Source organism: Sphingomonas bacterium (genome assembly GCF_903643035.1).
GTDB lineage: Bacteria > Pseudomonadota > Alphaproteobacteria > Sphingomonadales > Sphingomonadaceae > Sphingomonas.
Map to the genome: position 1 here is coordinate 1 of NZ_CAHJWW010000051.1, position 13,421 is coordinate 13,421.

Genomic DNA, 13,421 nt, shown 5'->3' on the forward strand with positions numbered 1-13,421 from the left:
CTGGCCGCCGGCCGGGTGGATCGCCGCGCTGGCGATCGCCTCGCGCGCCTCCGCGCCGAGCCCCGCGAAGTCCACGATCGCATCGGCGATGCGAAGGCGCAGGTCGCACCGCTTGTCGGTCGGCCGGCCGTCCTCGTCGAAGTCCGCGACGCGGACATCGCCGCCACCGAGCATGACGAGGGCATAGTGGGTGGCGGGCTCGTCCCAATGCGTCGTGACGGTGCCGTAGGGCTCGGCCTCGGTGACGCGGATGATGGGCTGGAGCAGGATGGTGGGGCAGGTCATCGTCGATCCGTTCGTCGCGGGGGGACCGGCGGGCCGGTGCCCGCCGGAGCGGGTGTCAGCCGGCGATGAGGCCGTGGCGGATCATCATCGAACGGCGCTCGGCGACGAAGCGCTCGGCGCGGGGATTGCAGCCGGTGGCGTGGAGGCTGATCGCGAGGTCGGCATTGGCGCGGATGAAGCCGCGCAGCTCCTCGGCGGCGGCGGGCGATGCATTCCTGGCGGTGAGGAAGGCGTCGAGCTTGGCGATCTCGGCATCGAGCTTGCCGGCGTCCTGCGCGGCCCGCTTGGCCATGTCGGCGGCGTGCCAGGCGTCGCCGACGCGGATCGCGTCGATCTGGGCGTCGGAGACGGTGATGGTGTCGCCGTCGATCACGACCGGCTCCTCGCCTAGGCGGGCGCGGAAGTCGGCGCCGCGCTCGACGCCGTCGAGCAGCACCCGGACGCGCGCCCAGGAGATCGCGCCGTCCTTGCGGCTGTCCGTCTTCGTGATGTCGAGGAGGGGGAGCGTGGTGGCCATCGGTAGTCTCCTGCCCACATTTTCGGAGAGGGGCGCCCCGACCGGCTCGCTGCCGATGGACAACCTATACGGGCTGTGCCGTATAGCGTCAAGGGGCTTGATGGATAATCCCGAGCACCTCGGTTGAGAAAGACGCGCCCGCCTTGATCGATTTCCGGGGCGCTGACACAAGCGCGCCCTCAGGGGGAAGCTGATGCATATTACTAAGCCAGGTAAGTCGATTCGCGGATCGATCGCGCGACGGCGCCTGCGAGCCTCAGCCGCACTGGCGATCACCATGCTCGCGACCAGCTGCGGCGGCGATGATCAGCGCGCGACCAGCTCGCCCGAGACGATCGCGGTCGCGCCCGTGCCCGCGCCGACGCCGACGCCGACTCCCACGCCTACCCCGACGCCCACGCCTACCCCGACGCCCGTTGCCGCCACTCGGGCGCTGACCTGCACCGTCGCCGACACGGTGCGACGCGCCTCGACCATCACGATCGTGCCGGCGGTGGGGACGGTCGCAATCGTCGCGATCGGATCGAGCAGCACGGCCGGCGCCTACGCCAGCCCAGGCGCGGATTATCCCAGTGTCATGCGCGGCTTGCTCGCGGCCCACCCCGAGGTAGCCGCCTTCACGGTCTACAATAAGGGGCGCGACGGCGACGATCTGAGGGGGACGCAGTCGCGCTTGCAGACCGACGTCATCGACCTGCACCCGCGACTCGTTATCCTCCAAGCCGGCACCAATGACGCCGCCAGTCCGCTGGACTCCGATCTACAAGCGTACACCGATCGCCTGCGGTCCGTGGTCTCGCAGCTCAAAGGGGTCGCGCAGGTCGTACTGATGAACGGCCAGCATTATGCCACCGAGCCTGCGATCTATAGTCGCTATGTGGACGCAATGGAGACGGTCTCCGCCGAGCAGAACATCCCGATCTTCGATCGCTATGGATTGATGAAGAGCTGGGTCGACACCGGCACCTATAAATACGCCGATATCCTGGCCAGCGACAGCTTCCACCCGGACGACTTCACGTACCATTGCATGGGCCAGGTGATGGCGGAGCTGACGCTGGCGCGCACGTCGCGATAGACCAGGGCGATAGGCCGGGCTGCCCCGTCGCGATCGCGGCGGTGGCGACCCCGGCCGCGAGCTGCGCGCGAGCCGCTGGGACATGCGTACAAGCGAATTTGAGACGCATATCCAAGAGTCTGTCCTAGCGTGCTACATCTACGCTAAAATGCATTACTTATTTATGTCAGTCGTGCTATACCTCTCGTCAAGACTTAGGCCTTTGCGACCGCAGTCAAGGTTAATGCTATAGAAGTAGAAGCGAGAGTTCTTGATGCTGATGGGCAAGAGCGACAGAGTCTTGGGGCTTGATGCAGTGCGAGCCCTGCTCCTGATCGGAGGGCCGCTCGTCCACAGCATCATACCGGGACATACCACTATCGTCCTGGACACGATCCAGCACGGTAGTCTTGGCTTTCGCATGGCGACGTTCTTTGCCATCGCAGGATTTCTAGCTGCCAGCCGGCAGTCCAGGGAGCGATGGCTCAAGGACCGGATGCGGCAGCTGCTGCTTCCGCTCTACAGCCTCGGCTTCATCATGATCTTGCTGTCATATGGTCTGAAAGCGATCGAACCCCAACTCGACACCGGTTTTATCTTCCCTGGACACCTGTGGTTCTTGATCTCGCTCGCCATCGTGTCGCCGATCTTCTTCCTGCTCGACTATTCACTGCTCAATAGCAAGTTAGCGGATCTGGCGGACTTCAGGCCGTGGACGTTCCTTGTCTGTATAATGGTCGTCAGCATCGTCATCAATCTTGGCGAGGCGTTCCTCATCAAGGAAACGGCCGATCACGGATACAGGGTCAGTATCCTGGTGTACGTCTCTTTGCTCGTCACGCCGCAGTTTGTCGTATATTATGCGCTTGGCTTTTTTATCGCCCGATCCCCGTCCTGTCGCGATCTAGCGATCAGGTCCGCGACGATCGCGATCGGTGTCGTCGTCTTGCTGACGGACGTAGCCCTTTTTGCTGTCTTCCATGACGCGCTGGTCGACCATCACGCGAGTGGGATAAAGGTCGCGATGAACGCGCTTAACTCGTGTTCGCAAGTCTGGATGAGCCTGTCGCTGCTCGGTATTGCGTTGCGCATCAAGTCGATGCCGAGATTGCTTCTGCCGCTTAGCAGGTCAGCTTACTCCATCTACCTGTTTCACTTCCCCGTCATACTTGTAATATCGACGATGATTACGGCTTGCACGACGCTGACGTTCGACCCCTATGCTTTCTATGCCATGCTGTTCGCGACATCCATCGTGGTCAGCTTCGCTATCCATGAATACGTAATCGCCCGGTCAGCCGTGCTGTCACTGCTATTCAATGGAAAGAAGCTCAGATCCTCGCCCGGCAAGCGGATAGCCGATCCTAATAAGGCTCAGTCCCGCGCGATCGTGGCAGCCGAGTAGCGCTGGCGGATACGCTACTCCGCACGATCAGGCTCGGGTCGACTTCCGCGCCACCACCTCAAGGCGCAAGCCGAGCGTGTCGAGCACCTTGGCGACCGTGTCGATCGACGGATTCAAGGTCTCGGTCAGCATTTCCAAAGGCTTATCTCGCCGTGCCGATTACGCGAGAGTGCTTCAGCTCCCCGAATGTCGCTGGATGTCAGCCTGCAGCCCAATCCCCTATCCGGTCCTTGTGGAAGGTGCGCCTCGCACGCCGCAGCAGGCAATAGGCGTTGATGTGCGGCCCATCGCTGCGCCAGTTGCGGACGTCGCGATCGGTCACGACACCGTCCAGGTCCACATAGGTGAAGACCGCAGTTGGCCCGGTCTCGCCTTCGGACCATCGTCCGCGATGCTGTGATCGAGGCTTCAGCGACGAGCTATACGCTACCCGTGACGAGGTCGGCTCGCGGCCGACGGCCGGGGGCGTCGACTTCAGTTGCTTAGGACGTGTGTACCGATCCGGACCTGACAAGCCGAGCCGGTCCTCCAGCTCGCGGATGCGATCGTACATGCCGATGCTGAGAACCAGCGTCAGAACAAAGAGCCCGAACCACACCCATGTCATCACTTTTGCGTCCTCGCCCGCCAGGGTGAGTGCCTGAAGGAAAATCGTGCCATCTAGGGACCTTACCATACCCGACTGTCACGTCGCGTCGTCGAGCGGTTGCGATGCCTCTGCCGACGCCATAAGAACACAAGGAGAACGGGGGTACGTGTCGGCGTGAGCGAAGGTCTGGTGCGGGGCTCGCCGGGATGCGGGTACGGGTGTGAAAGATGTGAGATCATGTGCGCTATGCTCGCCGCCGTGCGCGAGGAGCGTCGGCTGGAGGCGCATCGGGCTCGGGAAGATCATCGTCTCTCGTCGACGCCGGCTCGACGATTGCACTGGCAGATATCCGAAGGACTGTGGGCAGACGCTTGGCGAGCTCACGAGCAAGCCCGGCCTCGTCCATCTTCTGAGATGCCCTCAGCACCCCCTGAAATGCCGCCGCCAGCGCCGCCTCGGATGGCAGCGTGACTGACAGCAGGACTTGCTGGTGGCGCGGCGCTGGCGCGGGAGGTGGGGCGCCCTCGTCGGGATCGTCGGTTTCGCCAGTGAGATACTCTGGGGTCGTCGCAAGCTCGCGGGCAATCAAATGCAGGTGAGCCGATGAGCGCGATCGGCCCGCGACTAGTCCCGCAATCGTACTCTGATTGACGCGAACACGACGCGCCAGCTCCGATTGGCTCATCCCAATCTCGGCAAGACGATCCTTCAGGCGCGCGCCGACATTCATTCAACCGATCTATTCGCACCCCAATAGCACGCTACCCGCGATTTCCGCTTGCAATAGATATTGGAGTTCCAATAGGTGAGCACATGGCTCTGGAGCATGACCTCGATTCGATGCTTGCCCGCGCAGTCCGCGCGGTAGGATCGCAATCGGCGTATGGTCGCCTGGTCGGGCGCAGCCAGACGTGGGTGTGGCAATCGCTGAGAGAAGGCAAGCCGGTCCAAGCCGAGCACGTCCTCGCTGTCGAGGCCGCGACCGGCATCAGCCGCCACGAGCTGCGGCCGAACATCTACCCGCGCGACGACGTGGCCACCGCGCCCGATCACGTCCAAGAGCCCGAGCCGACCCCGCTCCCTTTCCTCCACCGACCCCGCGGCACCGACCAGACGGCACCCCGGCCGCTGGCAGCCCCGGCGATACCGAAAGTGGTAAGCCCGGCGAGTCATCGGCCGAGCTCAAGGGATTGCTCGACGACCTCGACCGAATCAGCCGCCGCATCCGGGCCATCCGGGACGGATGACCGTGCCTGTGTCGCCGTCCGGTGATCGCTCCCTGCACCGCCTTCTCTCGCCATCGATCGCCCTCTGTGACCGCGCGTGTACCGCTCGGCCGGCGCGATCGTCGTGTTCGATCGACTTTGGCGATTGTCGCTTTTCCGCTCGGGCGCCGGCGGGCCGTCCGGGGCCGCGCCGCCTGGCCGGGCGCGCGGTCCGCGCCGCGTCTCTCCCCGCGGCAGCCCGCCACCTTTTCGAGCATCGGCGCATGACGAAGGCGCGCCATCCCGTCTCAATCGAGCGGGCGCTATGCCGCATCTCCGGGATCCTGGACTGGCCCGAGATGGGCCGCATCGTCTCCCGCGACGCCCGCACCGTCCGCGCCTGGTCGGAGCCCGACCGCCAGATCGGCCCGACGCTCCACCACGCGATCCTTCTCGACGCGGCCTATCGTCGCGCGGGCGGCAAGGGCGCGCCGCTGCACGAGGCTTTCGGCTATCTGGTCGAGGCCGCCTGCACCGACCTCTACCCGACCGCCGACGAGCTCGCGCAGCGCGCCGTCCGCTGCATCAAGGAGGGTGGCGAAGCGAATGCAGCCATCGTCCTCGCGTCCCGCCCCGACGCCACGCAGGAGGATCGCAGCGTCGCCGCGCGCGAAGTCCGCGAGGCGATCGAGGAGCTCTCCCAGACCCTCCCGCTGCTGACCCAAGGCGCGGGGCCTATCGGCATCACCGGCGAGGGATCCAGGGGAGCTCCATCATGAGCAAGCCCATCGACGACGCTAGGCGGAAGGACGATCAGGGCAAGCGCGCCACGCTCGCCTGCCCGCACTGCCGCGGCGCGCTGCGCATCCGCACCAGCCGGACCGTGACCACCACCTATCGGCAATTCGTGCTCGCCTGCTTCAATCCGGAATGCGGCTTCACCTGCGGCGCGGAGATGTCGATCACGCACGCGATCTCGCCCAGCGCGCGGCCCGACCCAGCCGTCCGACTGCGGCAGGCGCCGCCGCGGCGCCGGCCGGCACCCGCGAATGACGACCAGCCCGCGCGCTCCATCTCTCCCGCCGGCCCGGAGGTGCCGGCGGCCAATGACGAGGTGATCGCCTCCACCGGCTGACGCCCGCCGCCGCCGCCTTTCCTAATCCCAGCCGATCCCGCCGACCTCCCTGGCCGGGAGCCGAAGCCTGCTGCCCGGAGAATGCCGTGTCCGATACAGCCACATTGTCCAAGATCGCTGACGATCTCGCCGACCTCCAGCGGCGCGTCGACTTCCTCGCCGACCCGCGTCTCGATGGCGTCGTCGGTCGCCTGCTCGCCGCTCGCGGCGAGCTGCGGCGCGTCATGGCAAGCCACGCTGCCGTCCTGCGGTTCGACCGATGACACCTTTGCCGATCACGCCAGGCGCGTACATCAAGCTGCGCCGCTGCGCCGCCGGCCTGTCGGTCGCGGATGTCGCCGCGCGGCTGCCGACCGACCCCGCGACGGCCGAGCACCTGCGCGTCGAGCAGCTGGAGCTGATCGAGGCGGACGCGCAGCCGATGACGCTGTCGACGATCATGGCGCTGCGCGCGATCTACCCCTTCGACGTCCAGGTGCTGGCCCGGCTGGAGGCGCTGGCGCAGCGGCAGGACCTGCCCGAGCCGTGCCTGTGCCGACTGTGCGGCAGCTGGCGCGCCGGCAATCAGGGCGACCCGATCCAGGAGCTGTGCCACGCCTGCTTCCAGGCCGACCCGCCCGAGCGGCTGGACGCCTATGTCGCCTCGATCCGGCCCGCGTATCTCGACGCGCCGGGCGCCGCCTGATGCGCCGCGTCCCGCCCGAGCAGCGCTGGCTCAACGTCGCGGCTTTCGCCGGCATGGCGGCGACCGTGCTCGCGCTCCTCCGTCACCCGCGCCTGGCGCTCGGCTTCTGCGCCGCCGGCGTCGTCGCCCTCGTCTTCCTCGTCCTCTCTGTCCGGAGCGATCGCCGATGATCTCCCGTCCCATGTCCTCCCGCATCCACGACCGCGAGCGGCCCCGCGAGATGGTGCTCATCCATCTCGAGCACTGCGACTGCGCCGCCTGCATGCCGCACGCGCCCGGCGACCGCCGCTCGATGTCGCTTTCCATCGCCGCTCGCTGGGGCCTCGCCGGCTGCCTGACCGGCAATGCGATCGCCTTCGCGCTCGACCCGCACGGCGCGTGGCGCGCGATCGCCGCCGCCGCGTCGCACCTGCTGGGCCGCTGACGATGGCCGCGACCACCCGCGACCAGCTGGTCGACCTCGTCGTCGACGCGCTCGGCTGCGCCGCCGGCGACGTCACCGACGCCGCCACGATGGCGACGCTCGGCGCCGACAGCCTCGACATGATCGAGGTCCTGGCCTGCGCCGAGGACGACTGCCGCGTGACGATCACGGACGAGGAGGTCGAGGCGCTCGCGACCTTCGGCGACCTGATCGCGCTGGTCGAGCGCAAGCGGGTGCCGGCATGAGCGAGGTCGACAAGAACAAGGGGCGCGACGCGGTCCGAGCCTACATCGCCCAGCACGGCCCCATCGTCCCGATGGCCGACCTGCGATCGTATGTCCGCGACCGGACTAGCATCGATTTCGGCGGCCCTACGCTCGCTGCCTTCCTTCGCGCCTACGGGTACGTCCGTGACGGGGTGCGCAAGATCGACACCTGCCCCGGCCAGACCGTCTTTTACGTGCCGGGCCCCGCGTCATGACCGACAACGTCTCCGCCGAGCAGCTGCGCCAGTTCATCGAGCGGGTCGAGCGGCTGGAGGAAGAGAAGCGCGGCCTGCAGGACGACATCAAGGACACCTACGGCGAGGCGAAGTCGACCGGGTTCGACGTCAAGACGATGCGCTCGATCGTCCGCCTGCGCCGCATGGAGAAGCATCACCGTGATGAGGCGGACGCGCTGCTCGAGACGTACCGCACCGCGCTGGGGCTTCAGTGATGGGCTGCGACGTCATCAGCCTCCCCGGCGGCGAGCGGGCGATCGTGTGCGGCTCGCGCCGTCGCCAGCGCTGCGCGTGCGGGAATTGGGCGAGCCTGCTCTGCGACTGGAAGGTGCCCGCGAAGAAGAGCGGCACCTGCGACGCGCCGATCTGCACGCGCTGCGCGACGTCGCCGGCCGTGAGCAAGGACCTGTGCCGCGCGCATGCGACGGCCTTCGCCGAGTGGCAGGAGCGTCGCGCGCCGGCCCGAGCGGACGGGAGCGCGCGGGCATGAGCGCGCGCCACCGCTTCGCCCGCTCGAGCCGCGTCGAGGTTCAGGACGGGCGGGTCCGCATGTCGGCTGAGCGCGGCACGGTCCTGCGCCACGCCAGCGACACGCCGGGCGACATGGGCGTGGTCTTCGGCGGCGACACGCTGGGTCACTGGAACGTCGACCGCATCAATCGCATCCTCGACGCCTTCGACGCGCCCGTGCACCACCTGCCGGTGCCGATCGAGAAGATGCTCGGCATGGCGCGCGTCGGCGATCCCGATCCCGATCGCGCGCACCGCTACGCCGCGCAGGGCCTTGCGACGATGCCGCCGCTGTCCTTCGTCTCTATGGTGCTGGACCGGACGGGTCCATCGACGCTGACGACGCTGCTGGTCGACGGCCACCACCGGATGATGGCGCTCTACCTGCTGGACGTCACGGTCGTGCCCGCCCGCGTCCTGCCGTCGCAGCTGGTCGACGACGTGCGCGTGGTGGAGATGAGCCAGCTCGTCACCTTTCCGGAGCCGACGTTCAGCGGCCGGCGGGTCGTGACGGGGAGCGGGTCGGCATGAGCACCAGCAACGTCGCCCGCAATTTCCGGCAGGGCGCGTACCAGCGCGCAGCCGAGGATTGGTACGTCGAGCCGCGCTGGTGCGTGGAGCAGCTCGCTGACGCGATCGACTTCACCGGCGATCGGATCTGGGACCCGTGCTGCGGGTGCGGCACGATCCCGGACGTCTTTCTCGATCGAGGCCGCGCCGTCCGCGCGTCTGACATTGTCGATCGAGGCTATCTTGGCACCGACGAGCACGACTTCCTGTCGCCATCGAGCGGGCTGTGGATCGACAGCAGCACGTCAATCGTAACGAACCCGCCGTTCAAGCTGGCGGAGCCTATAATCCGCCACGCGCTGTCGTTCGAGCCGCACCGCGTCGCGATCCTCCAGCAGCTGAGCTTCCTCGCCAGCGCCGGCCGGCACGCGCTCTTCACCGCCTTCCCGCCCAGCGATGTGCTGATTCTGTCGCGCCGACCTTCGATGCCGCCGGGCGCCATGATCGCCGAGCTAGGCAAGCGCGCCTTCAACACCGGGACGACGGACTATTGCTGGATCGTCTGGACGGGGATCCATGATCGCCCGACGTCAATCCGCTGGCTGTCGCCCGTCATGGGGAACCCGGGCTGATGGGCGAGACCACGCCCGCGCGGCACATCGAACCCGGCGACCGCGTCGTCTTCCTTGGCAAGTGTGGCCCGCGTGGCAAGCATGGTGACGTGCTCTCAGCCCGGCGAGTCTGTTCGGCCGTGAGCTTCGACGCTGCCGGCCCGATGCTCTGCCTATCGGACGATCTGCACCGCATCCCGCGGCGCCCCAAGCCGGACTTCTGAGGCGATGACGCTGCCCCCTCCCCCGCCATGATCTGCACCTGCCCCGAGTGCCGGGCGCTCGACCGCGCGCATCCGCGCGAGGGGTGTCAGCTGGCACTCATCAGCTCGGGGGAGCGGCCGGTGTCGCTCCCCCTCACCAATCCCGACGCGCCGGCGGTTCGACCCGCCGGCGTGAGCGCACCCATGGCCGCCCAGTCGAGACGCATGCGCTCGCGGCCGCAGCCGGAGACGCCCACACCATGAGCATGAAGACGACACGCAGGCAGCGGCTGGTCGCCGCCGTCGACTTCATCGTCGATCAGAGGCGGGCCGGCACCGAGGCCGCCATCATTATCCGCCGCCTCGTGGCGGAGCACCGAGGTCGCTTCGACACCGGCGCACAGACCAATCGCCGGCGTATCGCCGGCACGCAGGTGACATGCACCTGGTCGAAGGGTGATGCGCTGATCGATTTCTGGATGCAGCGGGCCAAGGTCCACCTCGCCGGCATCGATGCGCTCGCCGGAACCGGGATGCCGCATTGTGGCTGAGCGCAGCGCCATCGAGTGGACCGACCACACCTTCAACGGGTGGATCGGCTGCACCAAGATCGGCCCGGGTTGCGACCACTGCTACGCCGAGGTGCTGGCGACCACGCGTCTGGGCGTTCCGTGGGGTCCGGGCGCGCAGCGCCGGCGCACCGCCGCGTCGACGTGGAACCAGCCCCGCCGCTGGAACCGCCGCGCGGCCGCCGCCGGCGTGCGCGAGCGGGTGTTCTGCAGCTCGCTCGCCGACGTCTTCGACAACGAGGTGTCGGCCGAGTGGCGCGCTGACCTCTTCCGGCTCATCCGCGAAACGCCCAACCTCGACTGGCTGCTGGTGACGAAGCGTATCGGCAATGCCGCGCGCATGGCGGAGGTCGCCGGCGGCTGGCCCGCGAACGTCTGGCTCGGTGCGACGATAGTCAGCCAAGCCGAGGCCGATCGCGACGCGCCAAAGCTGCTGTCGACTGATGGTCCGCGGATCAGGTTCCTCAGCATGGAGCCGCTGCTGGGGCCGGTCGACCTCACCATGCTGCACTACGCCGGCCTCACCAATATTAACGCGCTCACCGGCGCACATGGCCTCGCCATGCCGATGCAGGGTGCTGGCCCGCGGCTCGACTGGATCATCGTCGGCGGTGAGAGCGGCCCCGGCGCCCGGCCAATGCATCCCGGTTGGGTGCGCAGCCTGCGCGATCAGTGCGCGTCGGTGGGCGTGCCCTTATTTTTCAAGCAATGGGGCGAGTTCATCGCCCATCCTGCGCCAAACGCCGTGTGGAAGAACGGCGAGGCGGTGCCAGCCGAGCTTGAGCCAGTCACCTTTGAGCGCATCGGCAAGAAGGCCGCCGGCCGCCTGCTCGACAGCGTCACGCACGATGGGCGGCCGGCGTGACCACCGCCTATCCGCTCAGCTGGCCCGAAGGCCTGGCGCGGACGCAGCACCGCGCTACGTCCGCTTTCAAGACGCCTCTCGCCGGCGCGCTGGAAAACGTCCGCCGATCGATCGAGGCCTTCGGCCGCGACACCGGCACGGCCGCCAGCGGGATCGTGCTCTCGTCGAATGTGACGCTCGGCGCCGCCGCCCCTGCGGATACCGGGGTGGCGGCCTGGTTCACATGGGACGGCGCGCAGCGGTGCATCGCGGTCGACCGCTACCCCAAGGTCCAGGACAATCTTCAGGCGATCCACCACATCCTGGAGGCGCGCCGGACGGAGATGCGCCACGGCGGCCTCCACATCGTCCGTCAGACCTTCAAGGGCTTCGTCGCCCTGCCGGCGCCAGTCGCCGACGACTGGCGCAAGGCGCTCCGCTTCGAGGCCGGCGCGCGGCCGAGCCTCGTCCAGATCAAGGCGGCGTACCGGGCCGCCGCTAGAAGCGCCCACCCCAACGTCGGCGGCGATCGCGCCGCCTGGGACGCGCTGGTCGCCGCATATGAAGCGGCCAAGGCAGCAGCATCATGACGGCGAGTCGCGCGCCCGAGCGGGTCGGCATCGCCGAGGCCGCCTTGATCACCGGGATGCCCCGCCGCACCCTCCAGGCGCTCGCGCCTTCCATCCCTGGCGCGAGCAAGCCGGCGGGTCGGTGGCTTTTCGTCGTCGCCGACCTCCGCGCTTGGGTCACACGCACAACAGCGAGGCCAATATGCCGAAAAACCTTTATGTCCGCTCAGGAATATACTGGGCGAGGTTCAAGGTTCGCCAAGTCGAATACCGCGAAAGCCTACGAACGCGTTCTGAGCGGATCGCGGTGAAAAGACTAGCCGCCCGCCGCGAAGAAATAGAGGATCAGGTCGTGTACGGCATCGCCGGCCCGGTCAGCTGGCTCGACGCGGTCGTCAGCTGGAGCCCGGAGGCGCAGCGTGCGCTCGGCGATCGCAGCTATGTCCGGTACCTATCGAGCCTGCGGCAGGTCCGCGCGCATCTCGACAGCCTGTCGATCCAGGAGATCACGACCGACGTCCTGAAGGAGCTGATCAAGGCGCGGAAGCGCGCCGGCGTGAAGAATGCGACGGTCCGTCGCGACCTGACCGCGGTCAGTAGCGTGCTCAATCACGCCGTCGACGAGGGCTGGATCTCGGAGAATCCATCCGAGGGGATCAATCGCCGGCGCGTGGTGCCGGAGCGGCAGGTCCGCATCGTGCTGCCGCGCGAGGACATGATGGCGATCGTCTTCCCGCGCCTTGCTGATCGCATCCGCGACGTGTGCGACTTCACCCGCGAGACCGGGCTGCGCCTCGACGAGGCGAGCAGCATGAAGCACGCGGCCGTCGACCGGACCGAGCGCACGATCACGGTCGAAGAGGGCAAGGGCGACAAGGTCCGCACGGTGCCGCTGACGGCGACCGCCGAGCAGATCATCGATCGCCAGCCACGCTACATCGGCAAGCCGTGGGTCTTCTGGCAGGACAAGGGCGAGCGGCTGAAAGAGGTCTCGTCGCGCATCACCGGCGCGTGCCGACGGGCGGCACAGAAAGCGACACGGGACGGCGTCGAGTTCCAGGGCTTCAGCCACCACGACTTCCGCCACCTCTTCGCGGTGGAGTACCTGCGACGCGGTCGCGGATCGATCTATGATCTCCAGGGCGAGATGGGACACACCCACATCTCGACGACCGAGGGCTATCTCGCCTTCCTCACGCCTGAGCAGGCGCGTGCCGCAAAATCGTCGGTGGCACAGCGCGGGGCACACCAACAGCGGTTCGGAGCCGAGCGCGCGTGAAAAGCCCTAGGATTTCTGCCGTTATTGCGATGCTGGCGAATGTGCGGGCGGGAGACTTAGCAAACCGCTGGTTTCAGCCACTCACCCACGTCTCCGGGAACGGCAGCGGCGGTATAGCGGCGCCGGCGGCCGGGATCAATCAGCCTCCTGGCGCATAATCGACGCGGGTCGTCATCCGTTCATTGCCGGGCAAGCCGCCGACAGGCTAACCTTATCCCGCAAGGGCGGGAGCGATCGGGATGCGCAGGGGTGGAATGATCGCGGTGGCAGCGGTGCTCGCGAGCGCCATGGGGCCTGCGGTCGCGCAGGTGCGTACCGTCGATCCCAACCAGGCGATCGATCGCGACCTGTCGCCCGCGAGGTCGACGGCCACTACCCGCACCGCTTCCGCCGCGCGTGCCCGTTCGGCACGGCCGGCCGGCACTGCGACCGACACTGCGGCCGATATCGGGGCCGATACCGGGGCCGACACTGCCATCAACGCCGGCCCGCCGACCGCCGGCCAGGCGGACCTGTCCGAGA

25 protein-coding genes and 1 pseudogene are annotated in these 13,421 nt (G+C 67.5%); 21 read left to right on the top strand and 5 right to left on the bottom strand.

The window, feature by feature from the left end:
• The 3 genes from HUV01_RS05085 to HUV01_RS14905 all read right to left on the bottom strand — a co-directional run.
• On the bottom strand, positions 1-285 hold a 285-nt coding region (locus HUV01_RS05085), incomplete at its 3' end, for a hypothetical protein (RefSeq protein ID WP_174297227.1).
• Between the two features lie 55 nt (positions 286-340).
• A complete protein-coding gene (locus HUV01_RS05090; RefSeq protein WP_174297228.1) occupies positions 341-802 on the bottom strand; it encodes a hypothetical protein in 462 nt (153 codons plus the stop codon).
• A 306-nt stretch (positions 803-1,108) separates the two neighbouring features.
• Positions 1,109-1,336: a hypothetical protein gene (locus HUV01_RS14905; RefSeq protein WP_217430914.1), complete on the bottom strand. Its 228-nt coding sequence runs from the start codon at positions 1,334-1,336 to the stop codon at positions 1,109-1,111.
• On the opposite strand from HUV01_RS14905, the gene HUV01_RS05095 reads away from it, so the two are divergent.
• Both HUV01_RS05095 and HUV01_RS05100 read left to right on the top strand, forming a co-directional pair.
• Positions 1,296-1,880 carry an SGNH/GDSL hydrolase family protein gene (locus HUV01_RS05095; RefSeq protein ID WP_254606394.1) on the top strand — a complete coding sequence of 195 codons (585 nt, stop codon included), beginning with the start codon at positions 1,296-1,298 and terminating at the stop codon, positions 1,878-1,880. The genes HUV01_RS14905 and HUV01_RS05095 overlap by 41 nt on opposite strands.
• A gap of 253 nt (positions 1,881-2,133) precedes the next feature.
• Positions 2,134-3,264 carry an acyltransferase family protein gene (locus HUV01_RS05100; protein ID WP_174297230.1) on the top strand — a complete coding sequence of 377 codons (1,131 nt, stop codon included), beginning with the start codon at positions 2,134-2,136 and terminating at the stop codon, positions 3,262-3,264.
• A gap of 199 nt (positions 3,265-3,463) precedes the next feature.
• Here the strand turns inward: HUV01_RS05100 and HUV01_RS05105 are convergent, their stop codons facing one another.
• Positions 3,464-3,940 carry a hypothetical protein gene (locus HUV01_RS05105; protein ID WP_174297231.1) on the bottom strand — a complete coding sequence of 159 codons (477 nt, stop codon included), beginning with the start codon at positions 3,938-3,940 and terminating at the stop codon, positions 3,464-3,466.
• Positions 3,941-4,097: 157 nt separating this feature from the next.
• Positions 4,098-4,583: a helix-turn-helix domain-containing protein gene (locus HUV01_RS05110; RefSeq protein WP_174297232.1), complete on the bottom strand. Its 486-nt coding sequence runs from the start codon at positions 4,581-4,583 to the stop codon at positions 4,098-4,100.
• A 110-nt stretch (positions 4,584-4,693) separates the two neighbouring features.
• Between HUV01_RS05110 and HUV01_RS15440 the strand changes: the two genes are divergently transcribed.
• The 19 genes and pseudogenes from HUV01_RS15440 to HUV01_RS05205 all read left to right on the top strand — a co-directional run.
• Complete coding sequence (locus tag HUV01_RS15440) at positions 4,694-5,125, top strand: transcriptional regulator (protein WP_174297250.1); 432 nt, start codon at positions 4,694-4,696, stop codon at positions 5,123-5,125.
• A gap of 217 nt (positions 5,126-5,342) precedes the next feature.
• Positions 5,343-5,837: a hypothetical protein gene (locus HUV01_RS05120; RefSeq protein WP_174297233.1), complete on the top strand. Its 495-nt coding sequence runs from the start codon at positions 5,343-5,345 to the stop codon at positions 5,835-5,837.
• Positions 5,834-6,193: an ogr/Delta-like zinc finger family protein gene (locus HUV01_RS05125; protein ID WP_174297234.1), complete on the top strand. Its 360-nt coding sequence runs from the start codon at positions 5,834-5,836 to the stop codon at positions 6,191-6,193. Before HUV01_RS05120 ends, HUV01_RS05125 begins: the two co-directional genes overlap by 4 nt.
• Before the next feature lie 86 nt (positions 6,194-6,279).
• Positions 6,280-6,456 (top strand): hypothetical protein, encoded by a 177-nt coding sequence (locus tag HUV01_RS05130; RefSeq protein WP_174297235.1) that lies wholly within the window; start codon positions 6,280-6,282, stop codon positions 6,454-6,456.
• Entirely contained in the window at positions 6,453-6,878 is a 426-nt protein-coding gene (locus HUV01_RS05135; protein WP_174297236.1) for a helix-turn-helix domain-containing protein, read from the top strand. Before HUV01_RS05130 ends, HUV01_RS05135 begins: the two co-directional genes overlap by 4 nt.
• Positions 6,878-7,048 carry a hypothetical protein gene (locus HUV01_RS05140; RefSeq protein WP_174297237.1) on the top strand — a complete coding sequence of 57 codons (171 nt, stop codon included), beginning with the start codon at positions 6,878-6,880 and terminating at the stop codon, positions 7,046-7,048. Before HUV01_RS05135 ends, HUV01_RS05140 begins: the two co-directional genes overlap by 1 nt.
• On the top strand, positions 7,045-7,302 hold the full coding sequence (locus tag HUV01_RS05145) for a hypothetical protein (RefSeq protein ID WP_174297238.1): 258 nt from the start codon (positions 7,045-7,047) through the stop codon (positions 7,300-7,302). Before HUV01_RS05140 ends, HUV01_RS05145 begins: the two co-directional genes overlap by 4 nt.
• 2 nt (positions 7,303-7,304) lie before the next feature.
• Positions 7,305-7,547: an acyl carrier protein gene (locus HUV01_RS05150; protein ID WP_174297239.1), complete on the top strand. Its 243-nt coding sequence runs from the start codon at positions 7,305-7,307 to the stop codon at positions 7,545-7,547.
• On the top strand, positions 7,544-7,783 hold the full coding sequence (locus HUV01_RS05155; protein ID WP_174297240.1) for a hypothetical protein: 240 nt from the start codon (positions 7,544-7,546) through the stop codon (positions 7,781-7,783). The genes HUV01_RS05150 and HUV01_RS05155 overlap by 4 nt, the downstream gene beginning before the upstream one ends.
• On the top strand, positions 7,780-8,019 hold the full coding sequence (locus HUV01_RS05160; protein WP_174297241.1) for a DUF2312 domain-containing protein: 240 nt from the start codon (positions 7,780-7,782) through the stop codon (positions 8,017-8,019). Before HUV01_RS05155 ends, HUV01_RS05160 begins: the two co-directional genes overlap by 4 nt.
• A complete protein-coding gene (locus HUV01_RS05165) occupies positions 8,019-8,294 on the top strand; it encodes a hypothetical protein (RefSeq protein ID WP_174297242.1) in 276 nt (91 codons plus the stop codon). The genes HUV01_RS05160 and HUV01_RS05165 overlap by 1 nt, the downstream gene beginning before the upstream one ends.
• Positions 8,291-8,845: a hypothetical protein gene (locus tag HUV01_RS05170; protein WP_174297243.1), complete on the top strand. Its 555-nt coding sequence runs from the start codon at positions 8,291-8,293 to the stop codon at positions 8,843-8,845. The genes HUV01_RS05165 and HUV01_RS05170 overlap by 4 nt, the downstream gene beginning before the upstream one ends.
• Positions 8,842-9,456, top strand: a complete 615-nt coding sequence (locus HUV01_RS05175; RefSeq protein WP_174297244.1) for a hypothetical protein — start codon at positions 8,842-8,844, stop codon at positions 9,454-9,456. The genes HUV01_RS05170 and HUV01_RS05175 overlap by 4 nt, the downstream gene beginning before the upstream one ends.
• The gene (locus HUV01_RS05180; RefSeq protein WP_174297245.1) at positions 9,456-9,659 is read left to right on the top strand and encodes a hypothetical protein; all 204 of its coding nucleotides are present in this window, start codon (positions 9,456-9,458) and stop codon (positions 9,657-9,659) included. Before HUV01_RS05175 ends, HUV01_RS05180 begins: the two co-directional genes overlap by 1 nt.
• A gap of 245 nt (positions 9,660-9,904) precedes the next feature.
• Positions 9,905-10,189 (top strand): hypothetical protein, encoded by a 285-nt coding sequence (locus tag HUV01_RS05185; protein WP_174297246.1) that lies wholly within the window; start codon positions 9,905-9,907, stop codon positions 10,187-10,189.
• A complete protein-coding gene (locus HUV01_RS05190; RefSeq protein WP_174297247.1) occupies positions 10,182-11,072 on the top strand; it encodes a phage Gp37/Gp68 family protein in 891 nt (296 codons plus the stop codon). Before HUV01_RS05185 ends, HUV01_RS05190 begins: the two co-directional genes overlap by 8 nt.
• On the top strand, positions 11,069-11,641 hold the full coding sequence (locus tag HUV01_RS05195; RefSeq protein ID WP_174297248.1) for a J domain-containing protein: 573 nt from the start codon (positions 11,069-11,071) through the stop codon (positions 11,639-11,641). The genes HUV01_RS05190 and HUV01_RS05195 overlap by 4 nt, the downstream gene beginning before the upstream one ends.
• Before the next feature lie 286 nt (positions 11,642-11,927).
• Positions 11,928-12,899 carry a tyrosine-type recombinase/integrase gene (locus HUV01_RS05200; protein WP_174297249.1) on the top strand — a complete coding sequence of 324 codons (972 nt, stop codon included), beginning with the start codon at positions 11,928-11,930 and terminating at the stop codon, positions 12,897-12,899.
• A gap of 239 nt (positions 12,900-13,138) precedes the next feature.
• Positions 13,139-13,421 (top strand): annotated as a pseudogene (locus HUV01_RS05205) (DUF1134 domain-containing protein); the annotation flags it as partial.